Source organism: Streptomyces gardneri, assembly GCF_006539185.1.
In the GTDB taxonomy this organism is placed as follows: Bacteria; Actinomycetota; Actinomycetes; order Streptomycetales; family Streptomycetaceae; genus Streptomyces; species Streptomyces gardneri.
On the sequence record NZ_BJMN01000045.1, the window covers coordinates 70,067 to 90,657 of the forward strand.

18 protein-coding genes are annotated in these 20,591 nt (G+C 72.8%); 12 read left to right on the forward strand and 6 right to left on the reverse strand.

Annotated features, from left to right (window positions below; translation table 11 throughout):
• The first annotated feature begins 160 nt into the window (after positions 1–160).
• Complete coding sequence (locus tag SGA01_RS30965) at positions 161–1,033, forward strand: hypothetical protein (RefSeq protein ID WP_141300594.1); 873 nt, start codon at positions 161–163, stop codon at positions 1,031–1,033.
• Between the two features lie 103 nt (positions 1,034–1,136).
• On the opposite strand, the gene disA is transcribed toward SGA01_RS30965, so the two are convergent.
• Positions 1,137–2,261, reverse strand: coding sequence for a DNA integrity scanning diadenylate cyclase DisA (gene disA, locus SGA01_RS30970; protein ID WP_055642806.1), 1,125 nt, complete (start codon positions 2,259–2,261; stop codon positions 1,137–1,139).
• 410 nt (positions 2,262–2,671) lie between these two features.
• On the reverse strand, positions 2,672–4,075 hold the full coding sequence (gene radA, locus SGA01_RS30975) for a DNA repair protein RadA (RefSeq protein WP_141300596.1): 1,404 nt from the start codon (positions 4,073–4,075) through the stop codon (positions 2,672–2,674).
• 183 nt (positions 4,076–4,258) lie between these two features.
• Here radA and SGA01_RS30980 point away from each other — a divergent pair, with 183 nt between their 5' ends.
• Complete coding sequence (locus SGA01_RS30980; RefSeq protein ID WP_141300598.1) at positions 4,259–6,121, forward strand: BACON domain-containing protein; 1,863 nt, start codon at positions 4,259–4,261, stop codon at positions 6,119–6,121.
• 67 nt (positions 6,122–6,188) lie between these two features.
• Here SGA01_RS30980 and SGA01_RS30985 read toward each other — a convergent pair whose 3' ends face one another.
• Complete coding sequence (locus SGA01_RS30985; protein WP_141300600.1) at positions 6,189–7,082, reverse strand: DUF3109 family protein; 894 nt, start codon at positions 7,080–7,082, stop codon at positions 6,189–6,191.
• Between the two features lie 41 nt (positions 7,083–7,123).
• Between SGA01_RS30985 and SGA01_RS30990 the strand changes: the two genes are divergently transcribed.
• The 4 genes from SGA01_RS30990 to ilvD all read left to right on the forward strand — a co-directional run bounded on the left by SGA01_RS30990 (position 7,124) and on the right by ilvD (position 11,688).
• Positions 7,124–8,056: a Ppx/GppA family phosphatase gene (locus SGA01_RS30990; protein WP_055642810.1), complete on the forward strand. Its 933-nt coding sequence runs from the start codon at positions 7,124–7,126 to the stop codon at positions 8,054–8,056.
• 152 nt (positions 8,057–8,208) lie between these two features.
• Positions 8,209–9,057 (forward strand): sugar phosphate isomerase/epimerase family protein, encoded by an 849-nt coding sequence (locus SGA01_RS30995; protein ID WP_141300602.1) that lies wholly within the window; start codon positions 8,209–8,211, stop codon positions 9,055–9,057.
• Positions 9,054–9,665, forward strand: coding sequence for a TetR/AcrR family transcriptional regulator (locus SGA01_RS31000; RefSeq protein WP_141300604.1), 612 nt, complete (start codon positions 9,054–9,056; stop codon positions 9,663–9,665). Before SGA01_RS30995 ends, SGA01_RS31000 begins: the two co-directional genes overlap by 4 nt.
• 169 nt (positions 9,666–9,834) lie before the next feature.
• The gene (gene ilvD / locus SGA01_RS31005) at positions 9,835–11,688 is read left to right on the forward strand and encodes a dihydroxy-acid dehydratase (RefSeq protein WP_141300606.1); all 1,854 of its coding nucleotides are present in this window, start codon (positions 9,835–9,837) and stop codon (positions 11,686–11,688) included.
• An 82-nt stretch (positions 11,689–11,770) separates the two neighbouring features.
• On the opposite strand, the gene SGA01_RS31010 is transcribed toward ilvD, so the two are convergent.
• Positions 11,771–13,933, reverse strand: coding sequence for a serine/threonine-protein kinase (locus tag SGA01_RS31010; RefSeq protein ID WP_141300608.1), 2,163 nt, complete (start codon positions 13,931–13,933; stop codon positions 11,771–11,773).
• Positions 13,934–14,089: 156 nt separating this feature from the next.
• Between SGA01_RS31010 and SGA01_RS31015 the strand changes: the two genes are divergently transcribed.
• From SGA01_RS31015 to proC, 5 genes are all read left to right on the forward strand, one after another.
• On the forward strand, positions 14,090–14,407 hold the full coding sequence (locus SGA01_RS31015) for an SH3 domain-containing protein (protein ID WP_055642815.1): 318 nt from the start codon (positions 14,090–14,092) through the stop codon (positions 14,405–14,407).
• 35 nt (positions 14,408–14,442) lie between these two features.
• Positions 14,443–14,973 (forward strand): hypothetical protein, encoded by a 531-nt coding sequence (locus SGA01_RS31020; protein WP_141300610.1) that lies wholly within the window; start codon positions 14,443–14,445, stop codon positions 14,971–14,973.
• A 58-nt stretch (positions 14,974–15,031) separates the two neighbouring features.
• Positions 15,032–15,898, forward strand: a complete 867-nt coding sequence (locus SGA01_RS31025; protein ID WP_229918253.1) for an ABC transporter ATP-binding protein — start codon at positions 15,032–15,034, stop codon at positions 15,896–15,898.
• Positions 15,895–16,632, forward strand: a complete 738-nt coding sequence (locus SGA01_RS31030; protein WP_141300612.1) for an ABC transporter permease — start codon at positions 15,895–15,897, stop codon at positions 16,630–16,632. The genes SGA01_RS31025 and SGA01_RS31030 overlap by 4 nt, the downstream gene beginning before the upstream one ends.
• Positions 16,633–16,715: 83 nt before the next feature.
• On the forward strand, positions 16,716–17,525 hold the full coding sequence (gene proC / locus SGA01_RS31035) for a pyrroline-5-carboxylate reductase (RefSeq protein WP_055642819.1): 810 nt from the start codon (positions 16,716–16,718) through the stop codon (positions 17,523–17,525).
• 1 nt (position 17,526) lies between these two features.
• Here the strand turns inward: proC and SGA01_RS31040 are convergent, their stop codons facing one another.
• Complete coding sequence (locus SGA01_RS31040; protein ID WP_141300613.1) at positions 17,527–18,117, reverse strand: cysteine hydrolase family protein; 591 nt, start codon at positions 18,115–18,117, stop codon at positions 17,527–17,529.
• A 75-nt stretch (positions 18,118–18,192) separates the two neighbouring features.
• Between SGA01_RS31040 and SGA01_RS31045 the strand changes: the two genes are divergently transcribed.
• Complete coding sequence (locus tag SGA01_RS31045) at positions 18,193–19,191, forward strand: GlxA family transcriptional regulator (RefSeq protein ID WP_141300615.1); 999 nt, start codon at positions 18,193–18,195, stop codon at positions 19,189–19,191.
• On the opposite strand, the gene trpS is transcribed toward SGA01_RS31045, so the two are convergent.
• A complete protein-coding gene (trpS, locus tag SGA01_RS31050; protein WP_141300618.1) occupies positions 19,158–20,156 on the reverse strand; it encodes a tryptophan--tRNA ligase in 999 nt (332 codons plus the stop codon). The genes SGA01_RS31045 and trpS overlap by 34 nt on opposite strands.
• Between the last annotated feature and the right edge of the window lie 435 nt (positions 20,157–20,591).

Here is a 20,591-nt window from a genome sequence, read left to right on the forward strand (position 1 = left end):
ACGAAAGTGGGGGGCGTGCCGGATCCCGGTGATTCCGGTCCGCTTCAGGCCTGTTCGGGAAAAGTTCCCGGCGCCGACGGATGTGATCATCGGCAAAACTTGATGCCTCGGGCGGCGGGTGGGGCGGGAGTTGGGCCGGATCTCTCGTAAGGTTCGGGTCGTGGGATCTTTGCGCAATCCGGTCGGGCCGCTTCCCTCCACCATCTATTGGCGACGGAGGGCGGTGGCCGTGTGCCTGGTGGCGGTTCTCGCCCTGCTCGCCGTATGGGCTGTGACCTCGGGCGACGGCGGCGGGAAGAAGGCGAACGACGCCGCCAACGGCTCGTCGCCCACACCTCCTTCGATCACTCCCGGCCCGTCCGGCACCGGCCCGGCGATCAGCCAACAGCCCGGTGGCCGCGACGAGTCGAGCGACTCCGGCGGCTCCGGTGACACGTCGGGCGACGGCGGCAGCGGCGACGGTGGCTCCGCCGGATCCGGTACGGACGCGGGCTCGGGCCCCGGTGAGGGCGCCGACGCCGGTACGGACTCCGGCGCCGGCGGCACCGGGAAGAACGGCGACACCGACGGCGCGGGTGGCGACGGAGGCGCGGGCACCGGTGCGGGACAGCAGGTTCCGGCCAATTCTCCGCTCCCGAACTGCCCCGCCGAAGCGCTGCAGTTGAGCCTGCGCAGCGCCAAGCTCTCCTACGAGGCGGGCGAGAAGCCCCGCTTCCACCTGGTCGTCAAGAACACCTCGGACACCGCCTGCAAGGCCGACTTCGGGCCGCGCAGCGCGGTGCTGACGATCAGCGACAAGCAGGCCGACGCGGTCTGGGCCTCCGACGACTGCCCGCGCCCCGGCAACCCGCTCCTGCTGAGCGTCCCCGCGCAGACCACGGTGACCCACACCGTGGAGTGGGACCGCGGGCGCAGCGCGCCGCAGTGCGCCACGGCCCCGGCGGGCCAGGCCGGCCCCGGGACCTACCTGGTGGAGGCGACGATGGCGGGCGCGAAGGTGGCCCCGGCCTCGTTCACCCTGGCCAAGGACTGAGCCGACCGGACCGCCCGGCCGCAGGGCCGGGCCGCAGGTTCAGCCCCGGTTCAGGGCAGGACGCCCCTTGGACACACCGCGAGACGTACCGCTAGACGTACCGCTAGACGTACCGCTCCAGGATCGAGGACTCCGCGAGCCGCGAGAGGCCCTCGCGCACGCTGCGGGCGCGTGCCTCGCCGACCCCGTCGACGGTCTGGAGGTCGTCGACACTCGCCGCGAGGAGCTTCTGCAGCCCGCCGAAGTGCTCCACGAGCCGCTCGATGATCGCGCCCGGCAGCCGCGGCACCTTCGCGAGGAGCCGGTAGCCGCGCGGCGAGACGGCCGAGTCGAGGGTCTCGGGCGAACCGCTGTAGCCCAGCGCCCTCGCCACGACGGGAAGTTCGAGCAGCTCGGTGTGGCTGAGCGCGTCCAGCTCGGTGAGCGCCTCGGCGACCGTCCGCGAGCGCTTGGCGGTGGGCTCGGGCACGTAGTCCCGGACGACCAGCTCGCGCTCCGGCTCCACGCCCGCGATCAGCTCGTCGAGCTGGAGCGACAGGAGCCGCCCGTCGGTGCCGAGCTCGACCACGTACTCGGCGATCTCGGTGGCGATCCGGCGCACCATCTCCAGGCGCTGGGCGACAGCCGTGACGTCCCGGACCGTGACCAGGTCCTCGATCTCCAGCGCGGAGAGCGTGCCGGCCACCTCGTCGAGCCGGAGCTTGTACCGCTCCAGGGTCGCGAGCGCCTGGTTGGCGCGGGAGAGGATCGCGGCCGACTCCTCCAGGACCCGGCGCTCACCGTTCACGTACAGCGCGATCAGACGCATCGACTGCGAGACGGAGACGACCGGGAAGTTGCACTGCTTGGAGACCCGGTCCGCGGTGCGGTGGCGGGTGCCGGTCTCCTCGGTGGGGATGGAGGCGTCCGGGACCAGCTGCACACCGGCGCGGTGGATCTTGGTGATGTCCTTGTCGAGGACGAGCGCGCCGTCGAGCTTGCACAGCTCGCGCAGGCGCGTCGCGGCGAACTCGACGTCCAGCACGAAGCCGCCGGTGGCCATCGCGTCGACCGTCTTGTCGAGGCCCAGCACGATGAGACCGCCCGTGTTGCCCCGGAGGATCCGCTCCAGGCCGTCACGCAGCGCGGTGCCCGGCGCGACGGCGCTCAGGGCGGCGCGCATCAGCGCTTCGTTGCCGGAGCTCGCGCCGGACTTCCCGGGAGCTGCTGCCCCGTCCTTCGCTGCCACTGCACTCCTCCGGCTCGTACGGATGGGCGAGACCAGGGCAAAGTCTAGCGACACCACCCCGCCACCCTCCGCCTCGCGCCGGTCAAGGGTGCGGCGGAAGGGCCCGAGGGCGCCCGGTCGTGCCCCCTCGCCTACCCCCGAAGCCCCCTCGTCTACCCCCGCGGACGCTTCCGTACGACCTCCGCGGACGCTTCCGTACGACCCCCGCGGATGCTTCCGTACGACCTCCGCGGATGCTTCCGTACGACCTCCGCGGACGCTTCCGTACGACCTCCGACGGCCCTTGTACGACCGCTGCACGGCTTCCGAACGGCCTCCGAACGGCATCCGTACGGCATCCCGAACGGCCTCCGTACGGTCTCCGGAACCGCTCGGCGCGGCCCGCCGCCATCCCCCGCTTTCCCCCCCCGCTATCCCTCCGCGCCCTCCGAGCGCGGCGCGCGGCGCGTGCGGGGCAGGACGCGCAGGGCGTCGCCCATGTCCGCGACCTCTGTCACCTTCATGCCCGCCGGCACCTTGCCCGGGTCCGGCGGGACCAGCGCGTGCGTGAAGCCCAGCCGGTGCGCCTCGGCCAGCCGGCGCTGGACGCCCGTCACCCGGCGGACCTCGCCCGCGAGCCCGACCTCGCCGATCGCGACCAGGTTCTTCGGCAGCGGGGTGTCGCTCGCCGCGGAGGCGAGGGCGAGCGCGATCGCCAGGTCGGCGGCGGGCTCGGACAGCTTCACACCGCCCACGGTCGCGCTGTAGATGTCGCGCTTGCCCAGCGCGCTGATCCGGCCGCGCTGCTCCAGGACCGCCAGCATCATCGAGACCCGGGAGGTCTCCAGACCGGAGACGGTCCGGCGCGGGGAGGGGATCTGGGAGTCCACGGTCAGCGACTGGACCTCGGCGACGAGCGGCCGACGGCCCTCCAGGGTCACCGTCAGACAGGTGCCCGGCACGGCCACGTCACGCCGGGTCAGGAAGAGCCCGGACGGGTCGGCCAGGCCCGTGATGCCCTCGTCGTGCAGCTCGAAGCAGCCGACCTCGTCCGTCGCCCCGTACCGGTTCTTCACACCCCGGACCAGGCGCAGGCGCGCGTGCCGGTCGCCCTCGAAGCTCAGGACGACGTCGACCAGGTGCTCCAGGAGCCGGGGTCCGGCGATGGCGCCGTCCTTGGTGACGTGGCCGACGAGGAGCGTGGACATGCCCCGTTCCTTGGAGGCCCGGATGAGGGCCCCGGCGACCTCGCGGACCTGCGCCATGCCACCGGGAGCGCCGTCGATCTCGGGGGAGGCGACGGTCTGCACCGAGTCCATGATCAGCAGCGAGGGCTTCACGGCGTCCAGGTGGCCCAGGACGGCCGACAGGTCGGTCTCGGCCGCCAGGTACAGATGGTCGCTGAGCGCGTTGATCCGGTCGGCGCGCAGCCGGACCTGGCTCGCGGACTCCTCGCCCGTGACGTACAGCGTGCGGTGCTCGTCGCTCGCCGCCTTGGCGGCCACGTCGAGCAGGAGCGTGGACTTGCCGACGCCGGGCTCGCCCGCGAGCAGGACGACGGCGCCGGGCACCAGGCCCCCGCCGAGGACCCGGTCCAGCTCGTCGACGCCGGTCGAGCGGGCGGTCGCCTGCCGGCCGTCGACCTGCCCGATGGGGAGGGCGGCGGTGGAGACCCGGCCGGCAGCGGTGGTCCGGACGGCGGGCGCGCCGTACTCCTCGACCGTCCCCCAGGCCTGGCACTCGGGGCAGCGGCCGAGCCACTTGGCCGTCTGCCAGCCGCACTCGGTGCAGCGGTAGGACGGCCTGTCCTTGGCGGTTTTCGTACGGGCAGCCATGCTCCACACCGTAGCGGCCCCCACTGACAGCGACGGCCAGTGCTTGTCCGGGCCGGGGCCCTTCCTCGATCGAGTGACGGAATGTGAGGTTCCTGTCCCCCTTCGAGCGATAGCTTCACCCGTAAGAATGAGAAGTGCTCGACCGGTACGAAGTGGACCCCCCGCCCTGCCTACCGTCGCCCCGTGACGAGCAGCAGGCTGGATCCCCCCACACGCACCACCGGCGCACACCGGGCGCACCGCGGCGCCGCGGAGCAGGGACCGCGCACGCTCGGCCAGCGGCCCCCCGCCCGGTACGAGGCCGCACTCGACGGCCTCTACACGTACTGCCTCTCCGTGCTCTGCGAGCACGACACGGCCACCGCCGTCCTCGGCGACATCCTCGCCGTCGCCGAGCGCCACTTCGGCCGCTGCCCCTCCGACGAGGAGGGCCGGACCGCCTGGCTGTACGCCCTCGCCCGCTGGGCCTGTCTGCGCAGCCTCGCCGAGCAGCGCCGCAAGCGCCAGGGCGCCCACACCGGCCGCCCCGCCGTCACCGCGCCCGAGCCGCCCCCGGTCTCCGAGGAGACCGCCGAGCGCCGCCGCGCCGAACTCGCGAAACTCGCCTGGCCCGAGGCCGCCGGCACCACCCCCGAGCAGCGCGAGGCCCTGGAGCTCGCCGTCCGCCACGGCCTGAGCCACCGCCAGGTCGCGGCCGTGCTCTCCCTCGACCCGCTCGCCGCCCGCGAGCTCCTCGCCACCGCCGCCTGCGAGGTCGAGCGGACCCGCGCGGCCCTCGCCGTCGTCGAGACCGGGAGCTGCCCCACCGTCGCCCGGCTCACCGGCGACCGCCGGGTGCTCCTCTCCGCCGCCCTCCGCGCCGAACTCGTCCGGCACGTCGACGACTGCCCCCGCTGCCGCAGGTCCGCCGAGCGGGTGGGTGCCACCGGTCCCTGGCCCGGCGCCGGGTCCCTCCCGCCGGACAGGCTGCCGCTGGTCGACGCGCCCAGGGCCGCCGCGTACATGGCGATGCTGCACGTCCCCCGCGCGCGTGCCGGTGCCCCGCGCTTCGCCCCGACCGGTTTCCCGATGGATCCCAAGGACCACACGGCCCGCCGCGACCGGCTGCGGGCCCGCGCGGTGACGACCACGGTCGTCGCGGCCGTCGTGGCCGCCCCGGTCCTCGCGCTGTGGACCTCGTACCGCGGGACCCCGGCCGCCGACGAGGGAGTCCAGGGCGGCACCAGGATCAGCGCGCGGGAGGCCGACGAACCGGTGGACGAGGACGGCCGCCCGTACGACCGCTACGAGAACGCGGGCAACGCCCGCACCACCCCCGAGCCCCGCTTCACCCGCGGCAGCCGCTCCCCTGACGTCTCGGTCGAGGTCCTCAACCCCGGCGGTCCCACCAGCCCCGGGAGCCCCTCCAGGCCCGGCGAGCCCGCTTCCGGCCGGCTCACGGTCGACGCGCGCTGCTCCGGCGACCTGACGATGCTCACGCTCACCGCCGACGGAGGCTCGCCCGTCAGCTGGTCGCTGTGGACGGACGCCCCCTGGCTGTACGTGAGCCGGGCCTCCGGCACGCTCCGGCCCGGCGAGACGATCACGATCGTCGTACGCGTCGACCACGGGCGCGAACCCGCGGGCGCGTGGAGCGCCCGCGTCGGCGTGAACCCCTCGGGCGCGGTCGTCAGGATCGACGGCCAGGGGCAGACCGCCCCGCCGCAGGTCACCCGACCGGTCACCCCGCCGCCGACGACGACCGACCCGACCACACCGCCGACGAGCCCCCCGACGAGCCCGCCGACATCGCCGCCGACGAGCCCGCCGACCACGGATCCGACGACACCCCCGACGACGCCTCAGCCGACGGACCCGACGACACCCCCCACGTCACCGCCGACCACGGATCCGACGACGCCTCCGCCGACGACCGACCCGACGACACCGCCCACCTCACCGCCCACGACGGATCCGACGACGCCCCCACCGACGACCGATCCGGGCACGACGGACCCGGGCACGCCCCCGCCGACGACGGACGACCCGCCGCCGTCCGGCCCCTGACCGCGCAGGCGCAGGCAGAAGGCCGGACGTCCCAGGGAGGTTCGACGTCCCGGGGAGGCCCGACGTCCTAGGAGGTCGGGTCGGCCGGGTGCGGGGCCACCAGCGGCAGCTGCGAGGCCAGCCGGGCCTCGCACAGCCCCACGAGGACCTCGTACGCCTCCTTGCCCATCATCTCCGTCAGCTCCGGCCGGTACGTGACGTAGACGGGCTCCCCGGCCCCGTGAGCCGAGGTGGCCGAGGTGCACCACCAGTGCAGGTCGTGGCCGCCCGGACCCCAGCCCCGGCGGTCGTACTCGCCGATCGACACCTGGAGGACCCGGGTGTCGTCGGGCCGGTCGATCCAGTCGTACGTCCGGCGCACCGGCAGCTGCCAGCACACGTCCGGCTTGGTCTCCAGCGGCTCCTTGCCCTCCTTCAGGGCCAGGATGTGCAGCGAGCAGCCCGCGCCGCCCGCGAAGCCGGGACGGTTCTGGAAGATGCAGGAACCCTCCCAGCGGCGGGTCTGCCGGTCGCCGTCCTCGTCGAGCTGCACCCAGCCCGAGTCCGTACCGACGTCGTGGAACTGCCACAGCTCCGGCGTGAGCCGGGCCACGTGCGACGCGACCCGCTTCTCGTCGTCGTCGTCGGAGAAGTGCGCGCCCAGCGTGCAGCAGCCGTCGTCGGCCCGGCCCGCCTGGATGCCCTGGCAGCCGCTGCCGAAGATGCACGTCCAGCGCGAGGTCAGCCAGGTCAGGTCGCAGCGGAACACCTGCTCGGCGTCGGCCGGATCGGGAAACTCGACCCACGCCCGCGCGAAATCCAGCGTCTTCTCGTCCGGCTCCACGCCCTTGCTCCGCTTCTTGGCGCTCTTCACGGCCTTCTCCGCTTTACCGGCCTTACCGGCCTTGCTCGCCTTGCCGGCCTTCACACCGGTCTCGCCGCTGGTGTCCTTGCCCGGCTTCGCCTGCTTCGTCTTTGGCACAACGCCAAGCGTATGCGGGTCGGCGCAGTAGCGTTCCGCCCATGAGACTCGGAGTCCTCGACGTCGGTTCGAACACAGTGCACCTGCTGGTGGTGGACGCCCACCCCGGCGCCCGCCCGCTGCCCGCCCACTCCCACAAGGCGGAGCTGCGGCTCGCCGAGCTCCTCGACGAGCGGGGTGCCATCGCGCCCGACGGGGTCGAGCGGCTGATCGGGACCGTCCGGGAGGCCCTTCAGGCGGCCGAGGACAAGGGCTGCGAGGAGGTGCTGCCGTTCGCGACCTCGGCCGTGCGCGAGGCCACCAACGCCGACGCCGTCCTCGCCCGGGTCAAGGACGAGACCGGGGTCGACCTCCAGGTCCTCACCGGTGAGGAGGAGGCCCGGCTCACCTTCCTCGCCGCCCGCCGCTGGTTCGGCTGGTCCGCGGGCAAGCTCCTGCTCCTCGACATCGGGGGCGGCTCCCTCGAAGTCGCGTACGGCATCGACGAGGACCCGGACACGGCGGTCTCCCTGCCGCTCGGCGCCGGCCGGCTCACCTCGGGCTGGCTGCCCGGCGACCCGGCCGACTCCGCCGACGTGAAGGCGCTGCGCCGCCACCTCCGGGCACAGATCGCCCGTACGGTCGGCGAGTTCAGCCGCTTCGGCCGCCCCGACCACGTCGTGGCCACCTCCAAGACCTTCAAGCAGCTCGCCAGGATCGCCGGCGCGCCCGGTTCGGGGGACGGCCTGTACGTCCAGCGGGTCCTGTCCCGGAAGTCCCTGGAGGAGTGGGTCCCGCGCCTCGCCGCGATGACCGTCCCCGAGCGCGCGGCCCTGCCTGGCGTCTCGGAGGGCCGGGCCCCGCAGCTCCTCGCGGGCGCGCTCGTCGCGGAGGGCGCGATGGACCTGCTCGGCGTGGAGGAGCTGGAGATCTGCCCGTGGGCGCTGCGCGAGGGCGTCATCCTCCGCCGCCTGGACCACCTCCCGGAGGAGTAGCCGCCACACGGCCACGCGCGCGTGCACCCCGAACACCCCACGGCACCCCCACGCGCGCGTGAACCCGAAACACCCTCCACGCGCGCGTCTCCGCGCTCCGGCGTGACCCGAACCACCTCCCGGGCCCCCGGCCCGCCCCGTACCCTGTCCGGGTGGCAGAACCAGTGGTGCGCATCCCGGATGCGAAGGTCGCCCTGTCGACGGCCTCGGTCTATCCGGAGTCGACGGCGACGGCCTTCGAGATCGCCGCGCGCCTCGGGTACGACGGCGTCGAGGTCATGGTGTGGACCGACCCCGTCAGCCAGGACGTCGAGGCGCTGCGCCGCCTCTCCGACTACCACCAGGTCCCGATCCTGGCCGTCCACGCCCCCTGCCTCCTCATCACCCAGCGCGTCTGGTCCACCGACCCGTGGGTCAAGCTCCAGCGCGCGCAGGCGGCCGCCGAGCGGCTCGGCGCGTCGACGGTCGTCGTGCACCCGCCGTTCCGCTGGCAGCGCCAGTACGCGAAGGACTTCGTCACCGGCATCTGGCGGATGGCGGACGAGACCGACGTCCGGTTCGCCGTCGAGAACATGTACCCGTGGCGGTACAAGGACCGCGAGATGCTCGCGTACGCCCCCGAGTGGGACGTCACGAAGGACGACTACCGGCACTTCACGGTCGACCTCTCGCACACCGCGACCGCCCGCACCGACGCCCTCGCGATGATCGACCGCATGGGCGACCGCCTCGGCCACGTCCACCTCGCCGACGGCAAGGGCTCCGCCAAGGACGAGCACCTGGTCCCGGGGCGCGGCACGCAGCCCTGCGCCGAGCTCCTGGAGCGGCTCGCGCTCACCGGCTTCGACGGCCACGTCGTCATCGAGGTCAACACCCGCCGCGCGATGTCAGCCGCCGAACGCGAGGCCGACCTCGCCGAGGCCCTCGCCTTCACCCGCCTCCACCTCGCGTCCGCCGCGGGCCGCCCCTCCCGTCCGGCCGAACGGGCTCCGCGCCCATGACCGGCCCGGCCCCCCGCCGGCGCGGCCGCCCGTCCCGTACCGAGGAGGACAGCGGACCGGGCGCGCGCGAACGCATCCTGGAGGCGGCCCGTACGCAGTTCGCGGAGCGCGGGTACGACAAGGCCTCCGTCCGCGGCATCGCCAAGGCCGCCGGCGTGGACCCGGCGCTCGTGCACCACTACTTCGGGACGAAGGACGAGGTCTTCGCGGCCGCGATCGAGGTCTCCTTCGAGCCGGCGCTCGTCGTCCCTGCGATCCTCGGCGGCCCGCGCGAGGCCATCGGCGAACGGCTCGCGCGCTTCTTCATCGGCGTCTGGGAGAACCCGGTCAGCCGCGCCCCGCTCCTTGCGATCGTCCGCTCCGCGCTGACCCACGAGGCCGCGGCCAAGGTGCTGCGGACCTTCGTGCTCCGCCGGCTCCTGGAACGGATCGCGGCCGAACTCGACGTACCGGAACCGAGCTTCCGGGCGGAGCTGGCCGCCTCCCACATGATCGGGATCGTGATCCTGCGGTACGTGATCCAGGTCGAGCCGCTGGCCTCCGCCGATCCGGAGGAGATCGTGGCCCAGGTGGCACCGACGCTCCAGCGGTACCTGACCGAGAGCTGAGAGCCTCGCCCGACCGAGAGCCGAGAGGCTCACCCCGACCGAGATCCCCACCCGCCCGAACCTGACCGAAACCTGAACACGCCGTCCGCCATACGGACAGGCTGTCCAGATCTTGGAGCGTCGGCGTACGCTCGAAGGCAAGCACACCCATCACGAGGAGCGAGCGACGATGCCCGAGCTGAGGTCCCGCACAGTCACCCACGGCCGCAACATGGCGGGCGCACGCGCCCTTATGCGCGCCTCCGGTGTACCCGGCGCGGACATCGGCCGGAAGCCCATCATCGCCGTGGCCAACTCCTTCACGGAGTTCGTCCCCGGCCACACCCACCTCCAGCCGGTCGGCCGGATCGTCTCCGACGCCATCACGGCCGCCGGCGGCATCGCCCGCGAGTTCAACACGATCGCCGTCGACGACGGCATCGCGATGGGCCACGGCGGCATGCTCTACAGCCTCCCGTCCCGCGACCTGATCGCGGACAGCGTGGAGTACATGGTCGAGGCGCACTGCGCCGACGCCCTGATCTGCATCTCCAACTGCGACAAGATCACCCCCGGCATGCTGATGGCCGCCCTGCGCCTCAACATCCCGACGGTCTTCGTCTCCGGCGGCCCGATGGAGTCCGGCCGCGCCACGCTCGTCGACGGCACCGTCCGGACGCTCGACCTGGTCGACGCGATCTCCGACGCCGTGAACCCCAAGATCTCGGACGAGGACATCGCCCGGATCGAGGAGAACGCCTGTCCGACCTGCGGCTCCTGTTCCGGCATGTTCACCGCCAACTCGATGAACTGCCTGACCGAGGCGATCGGCCTCTCCCTCCCCGGCAACGGCTCGCTGCTCGCGACCCACACCGGCCGCAAGGCGCTGTACGAGAACGCGGCGCGCACGGTCGTCGACATCACCCGCCGGTACTACGACGAGGACGACGCCTCCGTCCTGCCGCGCTCGATCGCGACCCGCGCGGCCTTCGAGAACGCGATGGCGCTCGACATCGCCATGGGCGGCTCGACCAACACGATCCTGCACCTGCTCGCCGCCGCCCAGGAGGCCGAGCTGGACTACGGCCTCAGCGACATGGACGAGATCTCGCGCCGGGTGCCCTGCCTGGCCAAGGTCGCGCCGAACGTCGCCAAGGACCGCACGTACTACATGGAGGACGTGCACCGGGCGGGCGGCATCCCGGCGATCCTCGGCGAGCTCTACCGCGCGGGCCTGCTCAACGAGGACGTCAACACTGTCCACTCCGCCTCCATCAAGGAGTGGCTGGACACCTGGGACGTCCGCGGCGGCTCCGCCACGGACGAGGCCATCGAGCTGTTCCACGCGGCCCCCGGCTGCGTCCGCTCGGCGACCGCCTTCTCGCAGTCCGAGCGCTGGGAGTCGCTGGACGTCGACGCGGCCGGCGGCTGCATCCGCGACGCGGCCCACGCGTACTCGAAGGACGGCGGCCTCGCGGTCCTGCGCGGCAACCTGGCCGTGGACGGCTGCGTCGTGAAGACGGCCGGCGTCGACGAGTCGATCTGGACCTTCGAGGGCCCGGCGGTCGTCTGCGAGTCGCAGGACGAGGCCGTCGAGAAGATCCTCAACAAGCAGGTCACCGACGGCGACGTGGTCGTCATCCGCTACGAGGGCCCGCGCGGCGGCCCCGGCATGCAGGAGATGCTCTACCCGACCTCCTTCCTCAAGGGCCGGGGCCTGGGCAAGACCTGCGCGCTGGTCACGGACGGCCGCTTCTCCGGCGGTACGTCGGGCCTGTCCATCGGCCACGCCTCCCCGGAGGCGGCCTCGGGCGGCACGATCGCGCTCGTCGAGGACGGCGACCGGATCCGTATCGACATCCCGAACCGCTCGATCGACCTCCTCGTCGACGAGGCCACCCTGGCGGCCCGCCGCGATGCGCTGAACGGCGTGTACGCGCCGAAGAACCGCGAGCGCAAGGTGTCGGCGGCGCTGAAGGCGTACGCGGCGATGGCGACGAGCGCGGACAAGGGCGCGGTCCGGGACGTGACGAAGCTGGGCTGAGCCCGGCGCACGAACGCACAGACGGCGGGGAGTGGGTACGACACCCACTCCCCGCCGTCGTACGTCCGGTGGTCCTACCGGTTCACCAGGACTCGGGCTCGCGCGCGTCGACCGCGAAGACCGAGCCGTCGGGCGCCGTCCCGAACACCCGGTCCCCGGCCACCTGCGGCTCGGGAACCATGGGCGCGTAACCGAGCCGCCCGTTCCGCAGCCGCGGCCGGGTCTGGCCGATCAGCGCCCCGCGCGCGGTGTTGACCGCGAGCAGCCGCCCGTCCTGGACGGAGAAGTACAGGCGGTCGTCGCCACCGAGGACCGGTACGGACACGTTTCCGGCGCCCGTCTCCAGCTCCCACAGCACCCGCCCCTTCGACGCGGCGGTGTCGAAGGCGGTGAGGTGGCCGTTCGCGTCGAGGATGTGGACGACCGCGCCGCGCACGGCGACGCCCCGGACGTCGATCCGGTGGGGCAGCGCCAGCCGCCGTACGGAGTCCGCCGAGCCGTCGGGGCCCACCAGCACCAGTCCGTCGATCAGCGGGTCCTGGTAGTGGTCGGCGAGGACGAGCGCTCCGTCGCCGGTGCGGCCCAGCGGTGCCAGTTCGCCGTCCAGGCTCCGCTGCCAGACCACCTCGCCGGTCCGGGGACGGACCGTGCCGACCCGCGTGCTCGACCCGTCGGCCGAGGTCTCGGAGACGGCCAGCAGCCCGGAAGGAGCGTCGTACGCGCCGAGCCGCGGGACCGAGAAACCGGTCAGGCCGTGCCGCCAGAGCTCCTTCCCGCTGCGGCTGTCGAGGGCCCGGAGCCCGCCCCGCCCGTCGGACAGGACGACGGCGGTGCCGGCGGGCCGGTACAGCTCGGGGGCGGAACCGGTCTCGCCGGCGCTCCACCCGGGGGTGCCGCCCCCGGCGTCGTACGCCCGGAGCGGGCCCGTGGGGGCGGCGGCGCCGACGAGGCCGTCGGCCAGGAGGGCGGGGGCCGTCGGGGTCTCCGAGTCGATGGGGGTGGTCCGTGACCAGCGGACCTGCCCCGTGACGGGGTCGAGCCGGGCGATGCCGACACCCCGGGCCACGCAGTACAGCGCGCCGCCGCCGTGCGCGCAGGCCGGCGCGGCCGTGGGGCCCCGCTCCTGGAGCGGCGTCCGCCAGCCCGCGAAGGCCGTGGCGACCTCGTCCGGGCGGGCAGGGGCCTCGGGCCCGCTTTTCGCGGGGGTGCTCAGCGCCCCGTACAGCCCGGCACCGGTCAGCGCGAGCACGGCGACGAGTGCGGCGGTCAGGCGCGGACGGATCCGCAGCCGGCGGCGCGGGGGAGCCACGGTGGTCGCCCGGACACGGGTGTCCGCGTCCCAGGCGGGGCAGCCGCCGGGCTCGCTCTCCGGCAGTGTGGGGCGCCGCCGCTGGGCCGGTATGAACGCCTCCGCCTCGTACGAGGGCGGCAGCAGCGCCGACATGATCTCGCCGGGGGTCGGCCGCTCGGCGGGATTCTTGGCGAGGCAGCGCGCCACGAGCGGAGCAAGCTCCTCCGGCACGTCCGTCAGATCCGGCTCGTCGTGGACGACCTGGTAGGCCACGATGTACGGGCTGTCGGAGTCGAAGGGGCCGTGCCCGGTCGCCGCGTGCACGAGGACCGAGCCCAGCGCGAAGACGTCCGCCGCGGGCCCGACCTCCCGGGGGCGCTGGAACTGCTCGGGCGCCATGAAGGGCGGCGAGCCGATGAGCTTGCCCGTCTCGGTGTGCAGGTCGCTGTCGACGGGCCGGGAGATGCCGAAGTCGATGACCTTGGGGCCGGTGTCGGTGAGCAGGACGTTGCTGGGCTTGAGATCCCGGTGGACGACCCCGGCACGATGGATGTCGCGCAGCGCCTCCGCGAGCCCGGCGGTGAGCCGGCGCAGTTCGGCGGGGGACAGGGGGCCGTTCCGCTTCACCTGGTCGGCGAGGGTCGGCCCGGGGACGTAGAGCGTGGCCATCCAGGGGCGTACGGCATCGGGGTCGGCGTCGACGACCGGCGCGGTGAAGGCCCCGCTCACCCGCCGGGCGGCCGCGACCTCCTGGCGGAAACGGGCCCTGAACTCCGGGTCCTCCGCATACCGAGCGTGTACGACCTTGACCGCGAGCCGCAGGCCGGAGGCCGAGGCGGCGAGATGGACGACCCCCATGCCGCCGGACCCGAGACATGCCTGGAGGCGGTAGTCGCCCGCGTACTCGGGCCCCTCCGCATCCCGGTCGGCGCCGGTACTGCGCAACGGTGGCATCGCCCACCCCCGTGTGATTCCCCGTCACATCACGCGCGTGCGCGACCCGACGGAGCCTAGTCCATGGTGCCCGCGAAGTCGGAGGGGCTTGCTAGCCTGCGCGTCGCAGAGAGTGAAACTCGGCGTAGCGCTTTTGCGCCACAGGGGGAGGACACCATGGGAACCGACGAGAAGCAGCCCGCGGCGGACGTTCAGGCGACGGTGGCGGTGGCGGCGACGGCCGCGGTGAAGCGCTACGCGATCGCCCCGGGCTACCGGGTCAACGTGCGCTCGGGCCCGAGCACCCAGTACGCGATCGTCCGGTCGCTGGCCGCCGGCTCCACGGTGCCGATCCACTGCCAGAAGCCCGGCGAATGGGTCAGCGGCCCGTACGGCACCACCAACCTCTGGGACAACATCGCCCCGGGCGAGTACGTCTCCGACGCCTACGTGAAGACCGGCAGCGACAGCTACGTCGCACCGCGCTGCGCCTGAGGCCCTCCTCCGTGGCTCCGGGGATAATCGACCCTGTGAGCGAAGAAGAGCAGACCCCCGGCACGGAGCAGACCCCCGGCGCGGCGGCAGGCGGCCCGCAGCCCGAGGAGATCCGTTTCTTCGGCACGACCTGGGTCGACCACACCGGCCACTACGCGCTGCGCCGCGTCGGCGTCGCCGCCGGCGCGCTGGCCGCCGCGGTCGGGGCCTGCTTCGTGCTGCGCTTCGCCTATGAGGGCCTGGAGATCGCGAACATCGGCGGCTTCGTCAACATGCTGGTCGTCGTCATGTTCGCGGTCTGCAGCGCCATCGCCTTCCGCAAGACCTGGGAAGGCTTCACGGCCAGGCCCACCGACCCGGGCCGCGAGGAGTCGCTGCGCAGCCTGAAGGCGATCGGCTTCATCGGCTCGCTCCTCGCCTACTTCTTCCGCTGCCTCACCGAGGCCCCCGGCGAGAAGCTGCGCCGCACGGAGTACGAGACCTCCCGCGCCCAGTACGAGAAGCGCCGGGGCGCCCGCACGGGCAACCCGGCCACTCGCAAGAAGCCCAAGCCCAAGCGCAAGTAGTCCGCCCGGCCTGTCCACGTCCTTGACGGTCGGCACCCCCAGGAGCACTATTCATCACATGATGAATTCCCCGACGGGCGCGGCACGCTCGACGGAACCGGCCCCGGCGGCCCACGACACCGCCGCCGTCACCGCCCAGGCCCTCACCGCCGTCCGAGGCGAGCGCACCGTCCTCCGCGGCCTCGACTTCACCGTCCCGTCCGGCCGCATCACCGGCCTCCTCGGCCCCTCCGGCTGCGGCAAGACCACCCTCATGCGCGCCATCGTCGGCACCCAGGCCAAGGTCGGTGGCACCCTCCAGGTCCTCGGCCGCCCCGCGGGCGACCCGACCCTCCGCTCCCGCATCGGCTACGTCACCCAGGACCCCTCGGTCTACGACGACCTCACCGTCCGCCAGAACCTCGACTACTTCGCCGCCGTCCTCTTCCCCGGCCGAGCCCTCCGCCACGACCGCCGCACCGCAGTCGAACGGGCCATCACCGACGTCGACCTCGCCTCGCACGCAGACGCCCTCGCCGGCAGGCTCTCCGGAGGCCAGCGCAGCCGCGTCTCCCTCGCCGTCGCCCTCCTCGGCACCCCCGAACTGCTCGTCCTCGACGAACCCACCGTCGGCCTCGACCCCGTCCTCCGCCGCGACCTGTGGAACCTCTTCCACCAGATTGCCGCCGACCGCGGGACGACGCTCCTCGTCTCCTCCCACGTCATGGACGAGGCCGAGCGCTGCCACCGCCTCCTCCTCATGCGCGAGGGCGAGATCCTCGCCGAGGACACCCCCGAAGCCCTCCGCCGCCGCAACGACACCGCCACCGTCGAAGAGGCCTTCCTCCACCTCGTCGACGCAGCAGCGGCCCGCGCGGCACACCCCGGAGCAGCACACCCTGGAGCAGGACACCCCCGCACCACCCACGAGGAGCCCCGCTCATGAACGGCGCCCGCACCCTCGCCACCGCAGCCCGCGTCCTGCGTCAGCTGCGCCACGACCCCCGCTCGATCGCCCTGATGCTCCTCGTCCCCTGTCTGATGCTCTTCCTGCTCAGGTACGTGTTCGACGGAAGCCCCGGCACCTTCGACAACATCGGCGCCTCCCTCCTCGGCATCTTCCCGCTCATCACGATGTTCCTGGTGACCTCCATCGCCACCCTCAGGGAACGCACCTCCGGCACCCTGGAACGCCTCCTCGCCATGCCCCTCGGCAAGGCCGACCTCATCGCCGGCTACGCCCTCGCCTTCGGCCTCCTCGCCGTCATCCAGTCCACCCTCGCCACCGGCCTCGCCGTCTGGTTCCTCGGCCTCGACGTCGTCGGCTCCCCCTGGCTCCTCCTCCTGGTCGCCCTCCTCGACGCCCTCCTCGGCACCGCCCTCGGCCTCTTCGTCTCCGCCTTCGCCGCCTCCGAGTTCCAGGCCGTCCAGTTCATGCCGGCCGTGATCTTCCCCCAGCTCCTGCTCTGCGGCCTGTTCACCCCGCGCGACCGGATGGCCCCCGCCCTCGAAGCGATCTCCGACGTCCTGCCCATGTCGTACGCCGTCGACGGCATGAACCAGGTCCTCCGCCACCCCGAGATCACCGGCGACTTCGTCCGCGACGCCCTCGTCGTCGCAGGCTGCGCGGTCCTCGTCCTCGCCCTCGGCGCGGCCACCCTCCGCCGCCGCACGGCATGACCGCCCCTCGGACACCCACGCACGACCGCCTCCGCCGATGCGAGGATGACGGGACATACCCCCTCCGGCGAGGTGAAAGACCCATGACGCAGACCGTCGCAGTCCTCGGCACCGGCAAGATCGGTGAAGCACTCCTCAGCGGCATGATCCGCGCCGGCTGGCGCCCCGCGAACCTCCTGGTCACCGCCCGCCGCAGCGAACGCGCCGAGGAACTCCACGCCCGCTACGGCGTCGAGGCCGTCACCAACGCCGAGGCCGCCAAGCGCGCCGACACCCTCATCCTGGCCGTCAAGCCCCAGGACATGGGCCGCCTCCTCGACGAGCTCGCCCCGCACGTCGCCACCGACCGTCTCGTCATCAGCGCCGCCGCCGGCATCCCCACCTCCTTCATCGAGGAGCGCCTCGCCACCGGCACCCCCGTCGTCCGCGTCATGCCCAACACCCCCGTCCTCGTCGACGAAGGCATGTCCGTCATCTCCGGCGGCAGCCACGCCACCCCCGCGCACCTCGTCCACACCGAGGAGATCTTCGGCGGCGTCGGCAAGACCCTCCGCGTCCCCGAGTCCCAGCAGGACGCGGCCACCGCCCTCTCCGGCTCCGGCCCGGCCTACTTCTACTTCCTCGTCGAGGCCATGACCGACGCCGGCATCCTCCTCGGCCTGCCCCGCGCCCAGGCCCACGACCTCATCGTCCAGGCCGCCATCGGCGCCGCCGTGATGCTCCGCGACAGCGGCGAACACCCCGTCAAGCTCCGCGAGGCCGTCACCTCCCCGGCCGGCACCACCATCAGCGCCATCCGCGAGCTGGAGAACCACGGCGTACGGGCCGCCCTCATCGCCGCCCTCGAAGCCGCCCGCGACCGCAGCCGCGAGCTCGCCTCCGGCAACGGCTGACCTACCCGGCCGAGACCGCGCCCTTCACCACGTCCTCCGTGGCGACGACCCGGGCGAACCGCCCGCCGTGCAGCGACACCGCCGTCGCCCGGGTCAGCTCCTCCGCCGTCTGCGTCCAGCCGAACGGCCCCTCGAGGTCGAAGGTGTGCATCGCGTCCAACGGGAACAGCACCTCGTACCCGAGGTTCCCGCCCATCCGGGCCGTCGTCTCGTTGCACATGTTCGTCTGGATCCCGACGATCACGATCTGCTCGATCCCCGCCCCCTTCAGCCAGGCGTCCAGATCCGGCTCCCCGTAGAACGCCGAGTTCACACTCTTCGCGACCAACAGCTCCGGCCCGGAGCCCTTCCCCCGCCGCTCCTCGACGAAGTCCTTGAACCCGTTCCCCTCCGTCCCCGACTCCAAGGGCGAGCCCTCCTGCACCGAGTCGTGCCGCACGAAGACGACCGGCCGCCCCGTCTCCTGCCACACATCGATCAGAGCCGCGATGTTCCCCTCGGCCTCCGGGTTGTTCCGCCGCCCCCAGTAGTCGAGCTCGAAGCCCTTCTGCACGTCGACGACCACCAGCGCTGCGTTCTCGTTGATCTCCATGCCCACGATCCTGTCGCGGCGGAGCCGACCGCCCCAGAGGGAGAAAAGCCAGCGATCGATGGTTTACTGCCCGCCATGGCAGCCCCTCAGCGCATCGCCCTCCTCTCCTTCCCCGGCATCCGAGCCTTCGACGTCTCCGTCGTCACCGAGGTCTGGGGCAGCGACCGCACCCCCCGCGGCGTCCCACCCTTCGAGCTCCGCAGGGTCGCCACCGATCCGCACACCCCCATCCCCCTCCGCGGCGGACTCACCCTCACCCCCGACCGCCCCCTCGCCTGGCTCGACGAACTCACCACCACGGACCTGGTCCTCGTCCCCGGCATAGAGGACCCCGACGCCGACCTCCCGGCCCCCCTCCTCGAAGCCCTCCGCCGCGCCCACGCCGCAGGCATCCCCGTCGCCTCCCTCTGCGCGGGCGCCTTCGTCCTCGCCCGCGCGGGCCTCCTCGACGGCCGCAGGGCCGTCACCCACTGGCACCTGGCTCAGACGCTCGCCGCCCGCCACCCCGAGATCCGGGTCGAGCCCGACGCGCTCTTCGTGGAGGACACCGGTATCTGGACGTCCGCCGGCACAGCCGCCGGTATCGACCTCTGCCTCCACCTCGTCCGCACGGCCCACGGAGCCGAAGCCGCCGCCTCCGTCGCCCGCTCCATGGTCACCGCCCCCTTCCGCACGGGCACCCAGGCCCAGTTCATCGAGCACCCCACCCCACGCGCCGACCGCGACGCCGACGCCCTCGCCACCGTCCGCGCCCACGCACTCGCCCACCTCGACGAGCCCCACACCGTCGCGAGCCTCGCGGCCCACGCCGGAATGTCCCCCCGCTCCTTCGCCCGCCACTTCCAGGCCACCACCGGAACCACCCCCCTGCACTGGCTCATCACCCAGCGCGTCGCCGCCGCCCAGAAACTCCTCGAACGCACCGACCACCCCCTCCCCGAGGTGGCCCGCCGCGCGGGCTTCGGCAGCGAGGTCACGATGCGCCAGCACTTCGCCTCGCACCTCGCCACCAGCCCGCGCGACTACCGCAACGCCTTCCGTCACCCCGCGGGCAACAACCCGATCGCCCGATAGGCCCGATCCACCAACGGCCGCGCCACCCCCCGGGCCCGCTCGGCCCCGTCCCGTAGCACCTGATCCACATGGCCCTGGTCCGCCGCGAGCTCGGCATGCCGCTCCCGCAGCGGCCTCAACAGCTCGACGACCGCGTCCGCCGTGTCCTTCTTCAACGCTCCGTACGATTGATATACACCGGCCAGCGCCTCGGGGTTCCCATCTGTCGCGGCGGCCATCAGATCGAGGAGATTCGCGACGCCCGGCCTGCCTTCCCGGTCGTACTCCACGTCCCGCCCGCTGTCGGTCACGGCCCGCATGATCTTCCGCCGCACGGTCTCCGCGTCATCCAGCAAATAGACGATCCCGGCCCCGTTCGCGTGCGACTTCCCCATCTTCGACGTGGGGTCCTGCAGGTCCATGACCCGCGCGGCCACCTTCGGCGCGGTCGCCCGCGGCACGGTGAAGGTGTGCCCGTACCGCTGGTTGAACCGCACCGCCAGGTCCCGCGTCAGCTCCACATGCTGCGTCTGGTCCTCACCCACCGGCACCTCATCGGCCCCGTACGCCAGGATGTCCGCGGCCATCAGCACCGGATACGTGAGCAGCGACAGCCGCACACCCTCCCCGGCGGCCCGCGCCAGCACGCTCTTCTCCCTGTACTGGATCATCCGCCGCAGCTCACCGTCCGTGGCGGTGCACTCCAGCAGGTACGAGAGCCTGGCGTGCTCGTCCACATGGCTCTGCACGAAGAGCGTGCAGAGCTTCGGATCCAGCCCTGCGGCCAGCAACAGCGTCGCCGCCTGCCGACTGAGCCGCCGCACCCGCCCCGGATCGTGCTCCACGGTCAACGCGTGCAGGTCCACGACGCTGAACAGCGCCTCCGCCCCGTGCTGATCCACCTCGACCCACCGCCGTACGGCCCCGAGATAGTTGCCCAGCGTGAGATGCCCGGTGGGCTTGATCCCGCTGAAGATCCTCGTCATCGCGTTCCTTCTCCCTCAGCCACGGGCCGCCGGCTCGACGGCCCGGCTCCCGGAGGGGGATACGCGAACGGCCGCCGGGACGGCGGCCGCTTGGTACATGCGCGAGTGCGGGCCGCCGGTCAGGCGGCCCACCACTGGGTGGTGTGCGCATGCGTAGTCATACGGAGAGGCTACGCCCGAGGACGGGGGTTGACACGGGATTAACGGATCCGTAGTGTTCTCCGAGTTGTTCGACGTGAGCACCGACCCCGGTCGGCCCCGGACAGCCATTCCGCAAGACCCACAGAAGCTGACGACGCTTTGCCGCGCCGTCTGGTTTTCCGTGTGTTTTTGCGAAATGAGGAATCCGCGTTCGAAGGTCTGAGCGCATGCCGCCCGATTAGCGTCGGAGGCAGGAATTCGCTAAAGTCTCACTCGTCGGAACGGCCCAAGAGT

Excerpts from the sequence above, each read along its gene's own strand:
- SGA01_RS31045 (WP_141300615.1), top strand. The coding sequence starts at position 18,193 with ATGGCAGCCCCTCAGCGCATCGCCCTCCTCTCCTTCCCCGGCATCCGA.
- trpS (WP_141300618.1), bottom strand. The coding sequence starts at position 20,156 with ATGACGAGGATCTTCAGCGGGATCAAGCCCACCGGGCATCTCACGCTG.
- SGA01_RS31010 (WP_141300608.1), bottom strand. The coding sequence starts at position 13,933 with ATGCCACCGTTGCGCAGTACCGGCGCCGACCGGGATGCGGAGGGGCCC.
- SGA01_RS31000 (WP_141300604.1), top strand. The coding sequence starts at position 9,054 with ATGACCGGCCCGGCCCCCCGCCGGCGCGGCCGCCCGTCCCGTACCGAG.
- ilvD (WP_141300606.1), top strand. The coding sequence starts at position 9,835 with ATGCCCGAGCTGAGGTCCCGCACAGTCACCCACGGCCGCAACATGGCG.
- SGA01_RS31040 (WP_141300613.1), bottom strand. The coding sequence starts at position 18,117 with ATGGAGATCAACGAGAACGCAGCGCTGGTGGTCGTCGACGTGCAGAAG.
- proC (WP_055642819.1), top strand. The coding sequence starts at position 16,716 with ATGACGCAGACCGTCGCAGTCCTCGGCACCGGCAAGATCGGTGAAGCA.
- SGA01_RS31025 (WP_229918253.1), top strand. The coding sequence starts at position 15,032 with ATGATGAATTCCCCGACGGGCGCGGCACGCTCGACGGAACCGGCCCCG.
- SGA01_RS30990 (WP_055642810.1), top strand. The coding sequence starts at position 7,124 with ATGAGACTCGGAGTCCTCGACGTCGGTTCGAACACAGTGCACCTGCTG.
- radA (WP_141300596.1), bottom strand. The coding sequence starts at position 4,075 with ATGGCTGCCCGTACGAAAACCGCCAAGGACAGGCCGTCCTACCGCTGC.
- SGA01_RS31030 (WP_141300612.1), top strand. The coding sequence starts at position 15,895 with ATGAACGGCGCCCGCACCCTCGCCACCGCAGCCCGCGTCCTGCGTCAG.
- SGA01_RS31015 (WP_055642815.1), top strand. The coding sequence starts at position 14,090 with ATGGGAACCGACGAGAAGCAGCCCGCGGCGGACGTTCAGGCGACGGTG.